The organism is Pseudomonas sp. PS01303 (assembly GCF_029959385.1).
GTDB lineage: Bacteria > Pseudomonadota > Gammaproteobacteria > Pseudomonadales > Pseudomonadaceae > Aquipseudomonas > Aquipseudomonas rustica.
Window position 1 is genome coordinate 24,968 of record NZ_JASCPK010000039.1, and the last position, 16,782, is coordinate 41,749.

A 16,782-nucleotide genomic window follows, 5' to 3' on the forward strand; every position below is an offset into this window, starting at 1 on the left:
GCTGTGATCGACTGCGTTGACCTCTTGCGTTGCGCAGAGCCAACCTGAACGTCAAAGGGAATTCATCATGGTAGACATTCGAGACCCGATCCAGGCTCCCACATGTGAACACATCAAAAACGGAATATTGAAACTTAGCGCAATAGACGGGCCGTTTTTTTACTTCAAGGTGTTTTCCGAATACCCGAACACATCGCTCAGATCCTTTTGGATTAACTACGCTACCCCATCAAAATCCGATCAGGCCCCCGAACACATCTCGCCGCTGTTGGACGCTGATGTGAAGTGGCTGAAAGAGGACATGGAGCCCTATTTAGGCATATCAATGTACGTCCAATATGACGTTTTTCTGAATGACGGCAGTGGCAGACACTTCTCTTCGCCTAAAACCACCTTTTTAGTCGAAGAGTGACGACAAGGGAGCAACCTGCGAAGCCGGGTTGCTTCCTTGTGAAGTCGAGCCGGTGAAATCAGACGTCAGCGACGAACCGGACGCTTCTGCAGTTTGCGCTGCAGGGTGCGGCGGTGCATGCCCAGGGCGCGGGCAGTGGCGGAGATGTTGCCTTCGTGCTCGGTGAGCACCCGCTGGATGTGTTCCCACTGCAGGCGGTCGACCGACATCGGGTTTTCCGGCACCAGACTGTCGAGGTCGGCGTGCTCGGAGAGCAGCGCGGCCAGCACGTCGTCGGCGTCGGCCGGTTTGCACAGGTAGTTGCAGGCGCCGCGTTTGATCGCTTCGACCGCGGTGGCAATGCTCGAATAACCGGTGAGGATCACCACGCGCATTTCCGGATCCAGCTCCAGCAGCTTGGGCAGCAGCACCAGACCGGAGTCGCCGTCCATTTTCAGGTCGAGCGCAGCGTAGTCCGGCAGATCGGCCTGGGCGATGGTCAGGCCTTCTTCGGCGGAACCGGCGGTGCTGACGCGAAAGCCACGACGGGCCATGGCGCGGGCCATGACGCGGGTGAACGTTGCGTCGTCATCGACCAGCAGCAAATGCGGCAGTTCTTCGCCTTCGACTTGGATTTCGTCACTCATGTTGGTCTCCTCGGGCGCCGTGGGGCAGGCGCAGCTCGGTGAGCGTGCCGCCTTCCTCATGACTATAGAGTTTCACTGAGCCGCCGGCGCGTGTCACGCTGGCCTTGCTCAAAAACAGGCCCAGGCCGAAACCTTTGCCCTTGGTGGTAAAAAACGGTTTGCCGATCTGCTCGGCGATGGCCAGCGGCACACCGGCGCCGTGGTCACGAATACTGATGGTGACGTCTTCGGCATCCCAATCCAGGGTTACCTGAAGGTTTTCCGGGCAGGCGTCGGCGGCGTTGTTCAGCAGATTGAGCAGCGCCTGGGTCAGATCCGGCGGCGGCGCCATGCGCGGTACCGTGCCTTGGCCGAGACGATGGAAGCGATAGCTCGCCTCGGGACGCATCAGGTGCCAGCGATTAAGCGCCTCATCGAGCCAGTCGGTGACGTCCTGCATATCGATCGCCAGACGACGATTGGCTTCGGCGGCGCGCACCAGTTGCTGCAGGGTTTCCTTGCAGAGTTTGACCTGATCTTGCAGCACTTTCAGATCGTCCTGCAGCAGCGGATCGGGGTGATCCTGCTGCATCTCTTTGAGCAGCACGCTCATGGTCGCCAGCGGCGTGCCGAGTTCATGGGCAGCGCCGGCGGCTTGCGTCGCAACGGCGAGCAACTGCTGATCGCGCAGACCTTCTTCACGGCGAATCGCCCGCAACTCTTCCTGACGGCGCAGCTCTTCGGCCATGCGCGCAGCGAAGAAGGTGATGACCGCAGCGGCGAGTGCGAAGCTCAGCCACATGCCGTAGACCTGCAGGTTTTCACGGGCGATCGGCAAGGTTTCCAGCGGATAGAACCGCGTCAGCATCACCGTGTACAAGGCCAGCGCGATACCCGACAGCACCACCGAATAACGCCATGGCAGCGTCACCGCAGCGATGGTCAGCGGCACCAGATAATAGGAAACGAACGGGTTGGTCGAACCGCCGGAGAAATACAGCAGCGCACTGTGGATCACCAGATCACAGGCCAGTTGCAGCGCGTATTCGAGCTCGGTCACCGGCCACGAGGTGCGCAGGCGCACGGCGGTGAACACGCAAAGTAGCGTCGAGCAGCCGAGGGTCATCGCCAGTTGCACCCACGGCAACGGCAACAGCTGCAGCCAGTAGGCCAAGCCTACGGAGCCAGCCTGCGCGGCGAGCACCAAGGTGCGGATGAACGTCAACCGCCAGAGGTTCTGGCGAGTGGCGGAAGTCAGTTGTACGGGGGCGAGCATGAGCTCTCCTGATGAGCGCTCCAGGCGGATCGCACGGAGTATAACCAAGCCGCGGGCTTGAGAGGCGAAAGTGCGGCAAACGACCACATGGCGACGATGGAGAATTCATCTGAGTTGAAGAAAATTCCGGGGGCTATCGGAGATCAATTGTGGCGAGGGGATTTATCCCCGCTGGGTGGCGAAGCCGCCCCAAATCATGCGACCTCATTCAACCAGACATACCGCATCAGCCGGATTTGCGACTGCTGCGCAGCCGAACGGGGATAAATCCCCTCGCCACAAAAGCTCTCTGAACTTGGGATCCGCGGTATCTGTATAGAAGTTGTAACTGGGCGAACCGGATCATAAAAGCTAGAGTCTGATGGTTTCACGCAGGCCCCCGAACCATCACCTGCGCCCTCATCAAGGAGCTTTCATGCACACATTTCGCCGCAGCGCCGCCCTTCTCGCCCTGACCGTCGGCAGCGTCGCCAGCCTCCCGGCCCTGGCCGCCGATGAGCTGCACTACAACCAGATCTCCCTGCGCGCCGAAGTCAGCACGGAAGTCGCCCGCGACCTGATGATCGTCACCCTCTACACCGAAGAACAAAACACCGACCCGGCCAAACTCGCCGCCGACATCAGCACCGCCATGAACAAGGCCCTCGGCCAGGCCAAACAAGTCAAAGACATCACCCTGCGCCAGGGCAGCCGCAACAGCTACCCGATCTACGACACCAAAGGCCAAAAGATCACCGGCTGGCGTGAACGCGCCGAACTGCGCCTGGAAAGCTCCGACTTCGCCGCCCTGTCCAAACTCACCGGCGAACTGCTGGGCGACCTGAAAATGGGCGGCATGGACTTCGCCATCGCCGACCCGACCCGCAAGGCCAGCGAAGACAAACTCCTCAAAGAAGCCGTCACCGCCTTCAAAAACCGCGCCCAACTGGCCACCGACGCACTCGGCGGCAAGGGCTACAAAATCGTCAACCTGAACCTCAACAGCAACGGTTACCCACAACCGTACCTGCGCGCCCCGATGATGATGAAAGCGGCGGCGATGGATGCAGCGCCGGTAACGCCGGAAGTTGAAGCGGGTACAAGCCAGGTCAGCATGACGGCGGATGGCTCGATTGAAGTGTTGATGCAGTGATTTGATTTTGGGCTGAATGAAAAACCGGCGATCAGCAGTGATTGCCGGTTTTTTTGTGACTTGCAGAGCAGATTGGCCAGATCTGACTATGAACTAATTAACATTCCCCATCGACTCAACTTTCATCGTAATAACTAACATCCATGTCATCGATTTGCGCTTTCGCATCAGCTAAGGTTTTCTCCAGCCCTCCCATAGGTTCCCCGTTCATGTAACACACTTGAAAAGAGTTAGCCTGATACTGCGGGTCATATTCTTTAATCAAACACCCTTTGTACTCGATAACTTTTGGATAGTTCATAACCATCACTCCGTGCAAAAAAGTGGTAAACACTCTTTATCACTATGCATCAGTGATCCGTCTGGTTTACAAGACAGTTACTCGCCTGCACGGCCGATGTATGCTCGGCTGGCATCAATCAGGTGCTCAACCTCGGATCTGGATTTGCAAAGGCCGGTAAATTGCCGACCGTCCGCGTAAAACCCTTGAAAATGATCCCCTGCATCGCTTGGGTTATTTTCGTGAATCTCGAAGCCTTTATAGTCAGTTACAATTGGGTAACTCATATCATCCCTTCCTGTAGATGTTCTGCAATCCATCGATGCCCGTAAAAGAAAAAACGCACAGGCGCAGTGGCATTCAACCCAACATCAGAAAATCCGTCTACTGTCAGAAGTAACAGGTAGCCGTCGAAATACGTAAAGTTCGGAGAACTATTCGAAATAAATATCTTCCGTTTTATATTTGAAAACAGTGAGCGAAAGTAAGTCCTTCCAGTGCACTAGAGTCTGAACTCGCCCCTGAAACACGGATGCAAACTTAAACAGCCAAAAGCAAACCCTCACCCTAGCCCTCTCCCAGAGGGAGAGGGGACTGATCGGGGAGTATGGGCGAGGTACGCCGACGTGAGATATCGAGTCGAACTCAGATTTTGAGAAGCCCACCATCGGCCCCCTCTCCCTCGGGAGAGGGCTGGGGGTGAGGGGCGAATCCAACGAAGATCAAAAGATCGCAGCCTTCGGCAGCTCCTACATGGAATCGCGGCGAACTCGCACTCAATTAGGCCGAGTGTCAGCTCGCCTGCTTTTGATCTTAGAGCCCGTCGGGAGGCTGAGCGGGAGGGATTCATACGGGGAAAGCATCGAGAGGAGGTGCAGCGAAGCAAACCGTAGGCGATGCCCCCGGATGAACCCGAAGCGAAGGAACCCGAGCCCTAGCGAGGGCCGGACGTCAGGGCATAGACCTTTGGTTACTTTGGGCTGGGCCGGCACTCCGGCGTTTGCCAAAGTGACCCGCCGTAAGGGCGGAACCATAATCCGCAACACCCGAAAAACCGGATATTCACCCAAGGCGCTACCAAAAGAAGCACCCCAGTTGCACCCAGTACAACCTCCAAAAAAATCCCCAACCCAACCCCCACCAAGCCCCCACCCAAACCTCAGAAAAATCCTACAAAAACCAACAGTATAAATAAGTAACACCCAGCCCCACCCCGGCGCACACAACGTGACCAACGCACCGTTTTGGGGCTCCATTTGCACCGTAAAAAACCCGCGCAAACGGTCAAATGCGTCAAAACTTACACAGATGCGACATTAAGGTACGTACGTGCCACCGTTTAACGCTCGCACACACTCTGGATCTTGCAATGGGTATGGCCCCTGCATAAGTATCCGCAGGCACGACTCACGAGGTCGTACCTCACTACTAAAAAATGACAACAAATCATGAGGCCAACATGCTTAAACACGCGGTCATTCCGTTTCTAGTCGGCGCAGGCTTGTTAGCCTCCGCACCTTTCGCATCCGCTGCGACTAACCTGGTGTTCTGCTCCGAAGGCAGCCCGGCCGGTTTCGACCCGGGCCAGTACACCACCGGAACCGACTTCGACGCCTCAGCTGAAACCATGTTCAACCGTCTGACCCAGTTCGAACGCGGCGGCACCGCTGTGATTCCTGGTCTGGCGACCAAGTGGGACATCTCCGACGATGGCCTGACTTACACCTTCCACCTGCGTGAAGGCGTCAAGTTCCACACCACCCCGTATTTCAAGCCGACTCGTGAGTTCAACGCCGACGACGTGCTGTTCACCTTTAATCGCATGATTAACAAGGATGACCCGTTCCGTAAGGCGTACCCGACCGAATTCCCGTACTTCACCGACATGGGGATGGACACCAACATCACCAAGATCGATAAAGTCGACGACCACACCGTCAAGTTCACCCTGAAAGAAGTCGACGCAGCGTTCATCCAGAACATGGCCATGAGCTTCGCGTCGGTGCAATCCGCCGAGTACGCTGCCCAGCTGCTCAAGGAAGGCAAAGCCGCCGACATCAACCAGAAGCCGATCGGCACTGGCCCGTTCGTGTTCAAGAGCTACCAGAAAGACTCCAACATCCGCTACACCGGGAACAAGGACTACTGGAAGCCTGAAGACGTGAAGATCGACAACCTGATCTTCGCCATCACCACCGACCCGTCGGTACGTATTCAGAAGCTGAAAAAGAACGAGTGCCAGGTCACCCTGTTCCCGCGTCCGGCCGACCTGAAAGCGCTGAAAGAAGATCCAGCACTGAAGATGCCTGACCAGGCCGGCTTCAACCTGGGTTACATCGCCTACAACGTGATGGACAAGGTCAAAGGCAGCAACGAGGCCAACCCACTGGCTGACCTGCGCGTGCGTCAGGCGCTGGACATGGCGGTGAACAAGCCACAGATCATCGATTCGGTTTACCAGGGCGCGGGCCAACTGGCCGTCAACGCCATGCCGCCGACCCAGTGGTCTTACGACACCACCATTAAAGATGCCAAGTACGATCCTGAGAAAGCCAAACAGCTGCTCAAGGAAGCCGGCGTCAAGGAAGGTACCGAGATCGTTCTGTGGGCGATGCCGGTTCAGCGTCCATACAACCCGAACGCTAAACTGATGGCCGAAATGCTCCAGTCCGACTGGGCCAAGATCGGCTTGAAAGTGAAGATCACCAGCTACGAGTGGGGCGAGTACATCAAGCGCTCCAAAGGTGGCGAGAACCAGGCCATGATCATTGGCTGGAGCGGTGACAATGGTGATCCGGACAACTGGCTGAACGTGCTGTTCGGCTGCGACTCGCTCAGCGGCAACAACTTCTCCAAGTGGTGCGACAAGAAGTTCGACGGCCTCGTTAAAGAAGCCAAGCGTACAACCGACCAAGGTAAGCGCACCGAACTGTACAAGGAGGCACAACACGTCCTCAAAGATGCAGTCCCAATGACACCTATCGCTCACTCGACGGTGTACCAACCCATGCGCGCCAACGTGCAGGACTTCAAGATCAGCCCATTCGGCTTGAATTCCTTCTACGGCGTCAGCGTCAGCAAATAAGGCACTGCAGCGGCGACGTTTATGACGTCGCCGCTGTTTTACCTGCCGGGAAGTTAGGAATTTGCCTACAGCCGATTCCGCTGCAGACACCTGCAGTGGGGGGGGGCCGCGTCGCCTTTTCCTACGAGGTTTTCAGGCTTTTACGCATTTACTGCCAGGCCCACGGCAAATACCGTCGGGTTCTGACCAGTTTCTGCGTGGGCCACCGGTTTGCCGTACGTATTGGATTGAGCTCAATGCGACCACAACGTTTCAGGACGAGACGCGGCGCATTGCACAACACTAAAAAAAGAGGGAGCGTCATGCGCCATACCTTGGTTTTTTCCGCATTGCTGGGCGCCGGCCTGATGGCCGCCACGTCCGCGAGTTTCGCCGCCAGCAAAAGTCTGGTGTTCTGCTCTGAAGGCAGCCCCGCGGGTTTCGACACCGCGCAATACACCACGGCCACCGATAACGATGCCGCCGAACCGATCTACAACCGTCTGGTCGAGTTCGAAAAAGGCGAGACCAATGTCGTACCGGGTCTGGCCACCAAGTGGGACATTTCCGAGGATGGTCTCAAGTACACGTTTCACTTACGTGAAGGTGTGAAATTTCATACAACGCCGTACTTCAAGCCGACCCGCGACTTCAATGCCGACGACGTGCTGTTCACGTTTAATCGCATGCTTGATCCACAGCAGCCATTCCGTAAGGCTTATCCGACCGAGTTCCCGTATTTCAACGGGATGAGCCTGAACAAGAACATCGCCAAGGTCGAGAAGACCGGGCCGCTGACCGTGGAGTTCACGCTCAACAGCGTCGACGCCGCGTTCATCCAGAACCTCGCCATGAGCTTCGCCGCCGTTCTGTCCGCCGAATACGCTGACAAGCTGCTGGCCGACGGCAAACCGAGCGACATCAACCAGAAGCCGATCGGCACCGGGCCGTTCGTGTTCAAGAGCTATCAGAAAGACTCGAACATCCGCTTCACCGGCAACAAGCAGTACTGGGATCCGAGCCGGGTCAAACTCGACAACCTGATTTTCGCGATCAACACCGACGCCTCCGTGCGCGTGCAGAAGCTCAAGGCTGACGAGTGCCAGATCACCCTGCATCCGCGTCCGGCCGATGTCGACGCGCTGAAGAACGATCCGAAACTGCAACTGATCTCCAAACCGGGTTTCAACCTCGGTTACATCGCCTACAACGTCCGCCACAAGCCGTTCGATCAGCTCGAAGTGCGTCAGGCATTGGACATGGCGGTGAATAAACAAGGAATTCTCAACGCTGTTTATCAAGGCGCCGGCCAATTGGCCGTCAACGCCATGCCACCCACCCAGTGGTCTTACGACGACAGCATCAAAGACGCCGCCTACAACCCGGAAAAAGCCAAAGAGCTGCTCAAGGCTGCGGGCGTCAAGGAAGGCACCGAAATCACCCTGTGGGCGATGCCGGTGCAGCGTCCGTACAACCCGAACGCCAAACTGATGGCCGAAATGCTCCAGGCTGACTGGGCCAAGATCGGTCTGAAAGTGAAAATCGTCAGCTACGAATGGGGCGAGTACATCAAGCGCACCAAGAATGGCGAGCACGACATCAGCCTGATTGGCTGGACCGGCGACAACGGTGATCCCGACAACTGGCTCGGCACGCTGTACAGCTGCGACGCCATTGGCGGCAACAACTACTCCATGTGGTGCGATCCGGCGTACGACAAGCTGATCAAACAGGCCAAGGTCGTCACCGACCGCGACCAGCGCACCGTTCTCTATAAACAGGCTCAGCAGTTGCTGAAACAGCAAGTGCCGATCACGCCTGTCGCCCACTCGACGGTCAACCAGCCGCTGAGCACGAAAATCGAAGGGTTCAAGGTGAGCCCCTTCGGACGCAACGTTTTCTCGGGTGTCAGCATCGATTAACCCAACCGATTAGCCGCAACGCTGAGGGGCCCGTCTAGCCCCTCACGCAAGCGCTTTGCCGAAATTCGCCAATCAGGCAATTGGCAAACGTTTGCGATGTGTGAATGAGTTCTAAACCAATAACCGGCCAACCCAAAAAAGCCGGCATAAAAAGAAAGTAAAGGAGCTTCACCCATGAAACTGAGCAGCACCGCGATACTGGCCTTGGCCATAAGCAGCATCACCGCAACCGCTTATGCGGAAACCCAGAGCCAGGCGTTCACCCCGGTGACGATCAACGACAAGAGCGCCCAGGCGGAAGCCACCGGTTTCGTCGAAGGTCAATCGATCAGCGGTTCGACCCGTAACTGGTACGCCAACGAGCAACTGAAGCGTGGCGCCAAGTTCGCCTACAAAAAGGACGGTCAACTGGCTGAGACCGACCGCCGGATCAACTGGGTTCAGGGCACCATCGTCAAGTACAACTCGGGCTTCACCGAGGGTACTGTCGGCTTCAGCACTGAAATCGCGGCCTACAACGCCCTCGCGCTGGAGCGTGATCGCGAGAACCTGGCCTCCGGTAATGGCGGCGCGCCGAAAACCGGCCCGGCCTCCGGTAACAACCGTACCCTGACCCACAAAGACAACGGCGACGCCGTTGATCAGTGGAGCAAACTGGGCCTGGCCAACATCAAGGCGCGTGTTTCCAACACCACCCTGACCGCCGGCCGCATGAACTTCAGCAGCCCGCAAGTCGACGTGATCGGTAACCGTGCCCTGCCTTCGAGCTTCGAAGGTGTCGCGATCCACAGCGAAGAGCTCAACAACCTGGCGTTCGACGTGGCGACCTTCGACCGCGTCTCGCCACGTTCGGAGCAGAGCCTGCAAAAATTCCGCACTGAGTACGGCAACGGCCGGGTGGAATCCGATCACGTCAACACCGCCGGTATTTCCTACCAGCCATTCGCCAGCCTGACCACCAGCCTCTGGGGCACGCAGGCCGAAGACATCTGGAACCAGTACTACTTCGGCGCCACGCACGTATTGGGCGACAGCTCGGTACTGAGCCTGACCACCGGCCTGAACTACTACAAAACCGTCGACGAAGGCAAAAAGCTGCTGGGCGAAATCGACAACGACACCTACTCGCTGTCGTTCGGCCTGACTCACCTGGCCCACACCCTGACCTTCTCGTATCAGGAAGTGAACGGTAACGAGTACTTCGACTACCTGCACGAAACCAACGGCATCTACCTGGCCAACTCCCTGCTGTCCGACTTCAACGGCCCGAACGAGAAATCCTTCCAGGTTTCCTACGGCATCAACATGGCCGAATACGGCGTGCCAGGCCTGAAATTCAACATCTACCAGGCGCGCGGCTGGGGCATCGACGGCACTCACTACAAGGGTGGCGGCTACGACGGCGTGCAGGCGATGGACGGCGAAACCCACTATGAATACGGCATCGGTGCAACCTATGCGGTACAGAGCGGCCCGCTCAAAGCCACTACGGTTCGCGGCACTTACACCGCTCACCGTGCCAGCGAAAACCAGGCTGACGGCAGCATCAACGAGTTCCGTCTGGTGACCACCATTCCGTTCAACATTCTGTAACACGCCTGCCGACGGCTGACTCATGATGAGTCGGCCGTTCGGCTTTTTGTCTTCAACCGATTGCAGAGGGTTATCGATGAAAATGCTTCCCCTACGTGCGGCCATCGCGGCTGCGTTGCTGAGTGTCGCTGTTGGCGTCTCGGCCAAGCCCTTGGTCGTCTGCACCGAAGCCAGCCCGGAAGGCTTCGATATGGTTCAGTACACAACTGCAGTCACGGCAGACGCTGTGGCCGAAACCATCTTCAACCGCCTGGCCGATTTCAAACCCGGCAGCACTGAAGTGATCCCGGCACTCGCCGAATCCTGGGACATCAGCGAAGACGGTCTGACGTACACCTTCCATCTGCGCAAAGGCGTCAAATTTCACACCACCGAATACTTCAAGCCGACCCGCGACATGAACGCCGACGATGTGGTCTGGAGCTTCCAGCGCCAGCTGGATCCGAATCACCCGTGGCACAAACTGTCGAGCGTGGGCTTCCCGTACTTTGAAAGCATGGGCTTCAAAGAACTGCTGAAAAGCGTAGAAAAAGTCGACGACAACACGGTCAAGTTCACCCTGACCCGCCGCGAAGCGCCATTCCTGGCCGACATCGCGATGGCGTTCTCCTCGATCTACCCGGCCGAATACGCCGACCAGTTGCTCAAGGCCAACAAGACCGGCGACCTGAACAGCAAGCCGATCGGCACCGGCCCGTTCATCTTCCAGCGTTACGCCAAGGATGCGCAGGTTCGTTTCAAGGCCAATCCGGACTACTTCCGTGGCAAGCCACCAGCCGAAGCGCTGATTCTGGCGATCGCCACTGACAACAACGTGCGCCTGCAGAAGCTCAAGGCCAATGAGTGCCAGGTCGCGCTGTATCCGAAGCCGGATGACATCCCGAGCATCAAGAAAGACAGCAACCTGAAAGTCGAAGAACTCGACGCGATGACCGTCTCGTACATCGCCATGAACACCACGCACAAATACATGAGCGACGTGCGCGTGCGTAAGGCCATCGACATCGCCTTCGACAAGGAAGCCTACGTCAACGCGCTGTTCGGCAAGGGCAACGCTACCGTAGCGGTCAACCCTTACCCGCCGACCTTGCTCGGCTACAACCACGACCTGAAGAACCCACCACGCGATCTGGACAAGGCCCGCGCCCTGCTCAAGGAAGCCGGAGTACCGGAAGGCACCGTGTTTACTCTGTTTACCCGTAACGGCGGCGGCCCGACCAACCCGAACCCGATGCTCGGCGCGCAAATGATGCAGGCTGATCTGGCGAAAGTCGGGATCAAAATCGACATCCGTGTGATGGAATGGGGCGAAATGCTTAAACGCGCCAAGAACGGCGAGCACGACATGGTGTCTGCCGGATGGGCGGGTGACAACGGCGACCCGGATAACTTCCTGACGCCTATGCTCAGTTGTGAAGCGGCCAAGAACGGCGAAAACTATGCACGTTGGTGCAACGAGAAATTCCAGGCACTGCTGGATGAAGCACGGGCTAAAGTAGATCCGGCCGAACGCGCCGCGCTCTACGAACAGGCGCAAGTGCTGTTTAATCAGGATCAGCCATGGATCAGCATGGCCCACACCAGGATGTTCACGGCAATGCGCAACAACGTAGAGGGTTATCAAATCAGCCCTCTCACAACCAATAACTTCGCCACCACCCAGGTGAAGTAGATAAGAAACTCCCCGCGTCCCTGACCCCAGGGACGCCGGGCACGCCTAACCGGCTGATGAGGTACTACACAAGATGTTTAGTTTTATTGCCCGCCGACTGGGGTTATTGATCCCCACGTTTTTCGGCATCACCTTGCTGACCTTCGCGTTGATTCGCATGATCCCTGGCGACCCCGTGGAAGTGATGATGGGCGAACGTCGGGTCGACCCCGAAATGCACGCTCAGGCAATGGAACGCCTAGGTCTGAACAAACCGTTGTATGCCCAGTATCTGGACTACATCGGTAAACTGGCTCAAGGCGATCTCGGTGAATCCCTGCGCACGCGCACCAGCGTATGGACCGAGTTCTCCTCTCTATTCCCGGCGACCCTGGAACTGTCCATGGCCGCCCTGCTGTTCGCCGGCATTCTCGGGCTTCTGGCCGGGGTGATTGCGGCACTCAAGCGAGGATCCCTGTTCGACCATGGGGTGATGGGCATCTCCCTCGCGGGGTATTCGATGCCGATCTTCTGGTGGGGCCTGATCCTCATCATGTTCTTCTCGGTGAGCCTGGGCTGGACGCCGGTTTCCGGGCGGATCGACCTGCTCTACGACATCGAGCCGCGCACCGGTTTCATGCTGATCGACACGCTGCTGGCCGATGACGTCGGGGCGTTCTTCGACGCGCTGCATCACCTGATCCTGCCGGCCATCGTGCTCGGCACCATTCCGCTGGCGGTGATCGCGCGGATGACCCGTTCGTCGATGCTCGAAGTACTGCGCGAAGACTACATCCGCACCGCCAAGGCCAAAGGCCTGTCGCCGTCGCGCGTGGTGTTCGTCCACGGTCTGCGTAACGCGCTGATTCCGGTACTTACCGTGGTCGGCCTGCAAGTCGGCACGCTGCTGGCCGGTGCAGTCCTGACCGAAACCATTTTCTCCTGGCCCGGCATCGGTAAATGGCTGATCGAAGCCATCGGCGCCCGGGACTACCCGGTTGTGCAAAACGGCATCCTGTTAATCGCCTGCCTGGTGATTCTGGTCAACTTCGTAGTGGACATCCTCTACGGCTTTGCCAACCCACGCATCCGTCATCAGCGCTGAGGTCCAATCCAATGAGCACTCCAACTTCCTCAGTAGCGACGTCCGCCACCACCGCGGATCAAAGCCTGCTGTACCCGTCTCCGTACAAAGAATTCTGGCAAGCCTTCTCCAAGAACAAGGGCGCGGTCGCCGGCCTGATGTTCATGTTGCTGGTGATTTTCTGCGCGCTGTTCGCGCCGTGGGTCGCCCCACACAACCCGAGTGAGCAATACCGCGACTTCCTGCTGACGCCGCCGGCGTGGCTTGAAGGCGGGCAGATTCAGTTCCTGCTCGGCACCGATGAACTCGGCCGTGATTTGCTGTCGCGCCTGATTCAGGGCTCGCGCCTGTCGCTGCTGATCGGTTTGTCGTCGGTGGTGATGTCGCTGATTCCGGGGATCCTCCTCGGTCTGTTCGCCGGTTTCTTCCCGAAGATGATTGGCCCGACCATCATGCGTCTGATGGACATCATGCTGGCCCTGCCGTCGCTGCTGCTGGCTGTGGCGATTGTCGCCATCCTCGGCCCTGGCCTGATCAACACCGTGATTGCGATTGCTGTGGTTTCCCTGCCGTCCTACGTGCGTCTGACCCGTGCGGCCGTGATGGGCGAACTGAACCGCGACTACGTGACCGCCGCGCGCCTCGCCGGTGCCGGTCTGCCACGCCTGATGTTCATCACCGTGCTGCCGAACTGCATGGCACCGCTGATCGTTCAGGCGACCCTGAGCTTCTCCTCGGCGATTCTCGATGCCGCTGCGTTGGGCTTCCTCGGCCTTGGTGTACAACCGCCAACCCCTGAGTGGGGCACCATGCTGGCTTCGGCCCGCGACTACATCGAGCGCGCCTGGTGGGTGGTGAGCCTGCCTGGTTTGACCATTTTGCTCAGCGTGCTGGCAATCAACTTGATGGGCGACGGTCTGCGCGATGCGCTCGACCCGAAACTCAAGAACGCCGCCTGAGGAGATTCCCATGTCACTGCTAGAAATCAAGAATCTCAACGTTCGCTTCGGCGACAAGACCGCGACCCCGGTGGTCGACGGCCTCGACCTGAAAGTCGACAAAGGCGAAGTACTGGCCATCGTCGGCGAATCGGGCTCGGGTAAATCCGTGACCATGATGGCGCTGATGGGCCTGATCGAGCATCCCGGCATCGTCACCGCTGACTCGCTCAACTTCGACGGCAAAGACATGCTCAAGCTGAGCAACCGTCAGCGTCGGCAAATCGTCGGCAAAGACCTGTCGATGGTTTTTCAAGATCCGATGACCGCGCTGAACCCGAGCTACACCGTCGGTTTCCAGATCGAAGAAGTGCTGCGTCTGCACCTGAAAATGTCCGGCAAGCAAGCGCGCAAACGTGCGATCGAACTGCTGGAAAAAGTCGAAATCCCGGGCGCCGCCAGCCGTATGGACGCCTACCCGCATCAACTGTCCGGCGGTATGAGCCAGCGCGTTGCGATCGCCATGGCGATTGCCGGCGAGCCGAAACTGCTGATCGCCGACGAACCGACCACGGCTCTGGACGTGACGATTCAGGCGCAGATCATGGATCTGCTGCTGGCGTTGCAGAAAGAACAGAACATGGGCCTGGTGCTGATCACTCACGACCTCGCAGTCGTGGCTGAAACCGCCCAGCGCGTCTGCGTGATGTACGCCGGGCAAGCCGTGGAAGTCGGCCAAGTGCCGCAACTGTTCGACATCCCGGCGCACCCGTACAGCGAAGCGCTGCTCAAGGCGATTCCCGAGCACAGCCTTGGCGCCTCACGCCTGTCGACCTTGCCGGGCATCGTTCCGGGCCGTTACGACCGCCCGCAGGGTTGCCTGCTGTCGCCGCGTTGCCCGTACGTGCAGGACAGCTGCCGCGCGCAGCGTCCAGGCCTTGATCCGAAAGCCCACAGCCTCGCCCGCTGCTTCTACCCGCTGAACCAGGAGGTGGCGTAATGGCCGTCGTACTTACCGCCCGCGACCTCACCCGTCACTACGAAGTCTCCCGTGGCCTGTTCAAGGGTCACGCGACCGTGCGCGCACTCAACGGCGTGTCGTTCGAACTGGAAGCCGGCAAGACCCTCGCTGTTGTAGGCGAGTCGGGTTGCGGCAAATCCACCCTCGCCCGTGCGTTGACGCTGATTGAAGAGCCTTCGTCCGGCTCGCTGAAAATCGCCGGGCAGGAAGTCGCCGGGGCCGACAAGGCTCAGCGCAAGCAACTGCGCAAAGACGTGCAGATGGTGTTCCAGAGCCCGTACGCCTCGTTGAATCCACGGCAGAAAGTCGGTGACCAGCTCGGCGAACCTTTACTGATCAACACCGACCTGTCCGCCGCCGAACGTCGCGAGAAAGTCCAGGCGATGATGAAGCAGGTCGGCTTGCGTCCTGAGCACTATCAGCGTTATCCGCACATGTTCTCCGGCGGCCAGCGTCAGCGTATCGCCCTGGCGCGCGCGATGATGCTGCAACCGAAAGTGCTGGTGGCGGACGAACCGACTTCGGCACTCGACGTATCGATTCAGGCGCAGGTGCTCAACCTGTTCATGGATCTGCAGCAGGAGTTCAACACCGCCTACGTGTTCATCTCCCACAACCTGGCGGTGGTGCAACACGTCGCCGATGACGTGATGGTGATGTACCTCGGCCGCCCGGTGGAAATGGGCCCGAAGAACGACATCTACGAACGCCCGCTGCACCCGTACACCCAGGCGCTGCTGTCGGCGACCCCGACCATTCACCCGGATCCGAACAAGCCGAAAATCAAAATCGTCGGCGAACTGCCTAACCCGCTGAACCCGCCACCAGGCTGTGCTTTCCACAAGCGCTGCCCGTACGCGACCGAGCGTTGCAGCACCGAAGAACCGGCACTGCGTCCGCTGGATAATCGGCAGGTGGCTTGCCACTACGCCGAGCAATTCCTCGACGGCGCGGCGTAATAAAAAACGCCCACTTAAGGGTGGGCGTTTCAACAAGCTGTGGATATTTCTTCTAACTTAAACAAGGGAGACAAGTGTTATTTAATTCAATGTCATACACCACATTAAAGGGCTGCACCTGTCGCGCTCACAGATATTAAGAAATTCTTGCACTTTTGATTAGAGCAAGCGCTTCAGGCGAGTCTTTTCCATGCATGTCAAAACCTTTAAACGCCCCCTTAATCCTGACAGCAATACTCTCTTCTGAGCCATCGCGCCCCAGCAGCACGTCAACATAAACGCTGACCTGCTGTAACTCGCCATTGAATTCTGTAATCGTGATTGTCCCGGAGCGGCCGTCATAATACTTCTTGCCATCCTCATAAGAGACTCTCCCAACCGAACCTTCCTCTCCCGGCCCTATGTCGTAAACATCGTCTTTTTCAAGGTGCGCATCAATATACAAAACCATCTTTTTGCCATCACCCCAAATACCTGCAAACTGATAATGGGGATAGTCTTTAATCACCAAGGCTGAAACATTTTCAGTTGTAACACCTCCAACATCAAGCCCCGATATCGTCATTTCCCCTACTGTATGCTCGCTTTTTTTAAAGCTCATAGTGTCATTCCTTTTAGTCATAAAAAATCCAAGACTGCAAGGACATTCTTAAAGACTCAACGACGTACCGTCTACTGTCATATCTGACAGGTATCTCTACATAATCCTGAAAATCTGACAAACGGCTCCAGACGAAAAGTCGATCTTGCTCGATCCGGACAACACGTTGTTAAAACTGTAGGAGCTGCGGCACGCTGCGATCTTTAGATTCTGATTGATAAAATCCAGATCAAAAGATCGCAGC

Annotated in this window: 15 protein-coding genes; 10 read left to right on the plus strand and 5 right to left on the minus strand. The window is 57.7% G+C overall.

The window, feature by feature from the left end; translation table 11 throughout:
• The first annotated feature begins 67 nt into the window (after positions 1-67).
• Positions 68-412, plus strand: a complete 345-nt coding sequence (locus QMX93_RS13560) for a hypothetical protein (protein WP_282356522.1) — start codon at positions 68-70, stop codon at positions 410-412.
• A 65-nt stretch (positions 413-477) separates the two neighbouring features.
• Here the strand turns inward: QMX93_RS13560 and QMX93_RS13565 are convergent, their stop codons facing one another.
• Together QMX93_RS13565 and QMX93_RS13570 are read right to left on the minus strand one after the other, a co-directional pair.
• On the minus strand, positions 478-1,038 hold the full coding sequence (locus tag QMX93_RS13565) for a response regulator transcription factor (RefSeq protein WP_003221630.1): 561 nt from the start codon (positions 1,036-1,038) through the stop codon (positions 478-480).
• A complete protein-coding gene (locus QMX93_RS13570; protein WP_053117073.1) occupies positions 1,031-2,293 on the minus strand; it encodes an ATP-binding protein in 1,263 nt (420 codons plus the stop codon). The genes QMX93_RS13565 and QMX93_RS13570 overlap by 8 nt, the downstream gene beginning before the upstream one ends.
• Positions 2,294-2,708: 415 nt before the next feature.
• Between QMX93_RS13570 and QMX93_RS13575 the strand changes: the two genes are divergently transcribed.
• Entirely contained in the window at positions 2,709-3,425 is a 717-nt protein-coding gene (locus tag QMX93_RS13575; protein ID WP_053117072.1) for an SIMPL domain-containing protein, read from the plus strand.
• A 115-nt stretch (positions 3,426-3,540) separates the two neighbouring features.
• Here QMX93_RS13575 and QMX93_RS13580 read toward each other — a convergent pair whose 3' ends face one another.
• Positions 3,541-3,726, minus strand: a complete 186-nt coding sequence (locus tag QMX93_RS13580) for a hypothetical protein (RefSeq protein ID WP_282356524.1) — start codon at positions 3,724-3,726, stop codon at positions 3,541-3,543.
• Positions 3,727-3,803: 77 nt separating this feature from the next.
• Positions 3,804-3,992 (minus strand): hypothetical protein, encoded by a 189-nt coding sequence (locus QMX93_RS13585; protein ID WP_282356525.1) that lies wholly within the window; start codon positions 3,990-3,992, stop codon positions 3,804-3,806.
• Positions 3,993-5,164: 1,172 nt separating this feature from the next.
• On the opposite strand from QMX93_RS13585, the gene QMX93_RS13590 reads away from it, so the two are divergent.
• The 8 genes from QMX93_RS13590 to QMX93_RS13625 all read left to right on the plus strand — a co-directional run bounded on the left by QMX93_RS13590 (position 5,165) and on the right by QMX93_RS13625 (position 15,937).
• Positions 5,165-6,790: an ABC transporter substrate-binding protein gene (locus tag QMX93_RS13590; RefSeq protein ID WP_159815357.1), complete on the plus strand. Its 1,626-nt coding sequence runs from the start codon at positions 5,165-5,167 to the stop codon at positions 6,788-6,790.
• Positions 6,791-7,092: 302 nt separating this feature from the next.
• Entirely contained in the window at positions 7,093-8,691 is a 1,599-nt protein-coding gene (locus tag QMX93_RS13595; RefSeq protein WP_282356526.1) for an ABC transporter substrate-binding protein, read from the plus strand.
• Between the two features lie 174 nt (positions 8,692-8,865).
• A complete protein-coding gene (locus QMX93_RS13600; RefSeq protein WP_212549726.1) occupies positions 8,866-10,284 on the plus strand; it encodes an OprD family porin in 1,419 nt (472 codons plus the stop codon).
• A gap of 76 nt (positions 10,285-10,360) precedes the next feature.
• Complete coding sequence (locus tag QMX93_RS13605) at positions 10,361-11,956, plus strand: ABC transporter substrate-binding protein (protein WP_212544084.1); 1,596 nt, start codon at positions 10,361-10,363, stop codon at positions 11,954-11,956.
• Positions 11,957-12,029: 73 nt separating this feature from the next.
• Entirely contained in the window at positions 12,030-13,040 is a 1,011-nt protein-coding gene (locus tag QMX93_RS13610; protein WP_053117067.1) for an ABC transporter permease subunit, read from the plus strand.
• 11 nt (positions 13,041-13,051) lie between these two features.
• The gene (locus QMX93_RS13615; RefSeq protein WP_212544085.1) at positions 13,052-13,978 is read left to right on the plus strand and encodes an ABC transporter permease subunit; all 927 of its coding nucleotides are present in this window, start codon (positions 13,052-13,054) and stop codon (positions 13,976-13,978) included.
• 10 nt (positions 13,979-13,988) lie between these two features.
• On the plus strand, positions 13,989-14,957 hold the full coding sequence (locus QMX93_RS13620; protein ID WP_129389065.1) for an ABC transporter ATP-binding protein: 969 nt from the start codon (positions 13,989-13,991) through the stop codon (positions 14,955-14,957).
• Positions 14,957-15,937, plus strand: coding sequence for a peptide ABC transporter ATP-binding protein (locus QMX93_RS13625; protein ID WP_282356531.1), 981 nt, complete (start codon positions 14,957-14,959; stop codon positions 15,935-15,937). The genes QMX93_RS13620 and QMX93_RS13625 overlap by 1 nt, the downstream gene beginning before the upstream one ends.
• Positions 15,938-16,073: 136 nt before the next feature.
• On the opposite strand, the gene QMX93_RS13630 is transcribed toward QMX93_RS13625, so the two are convergent.
• Positions 16,074-16,538 carry a hypothetical protein gene (locus tag QMX93_RS13630; protein WP_282356533.1) on the minus strand — a complete coding sequence of 155 codons (465 nt, stop codon included), beginning with the start codon at positions 16,536-16,538 and terminating at the stop codon, positions 16,074-16,076.
• Between the last annotated feature and the right edge of the window lie 244 nt (positions 16,539-16,782).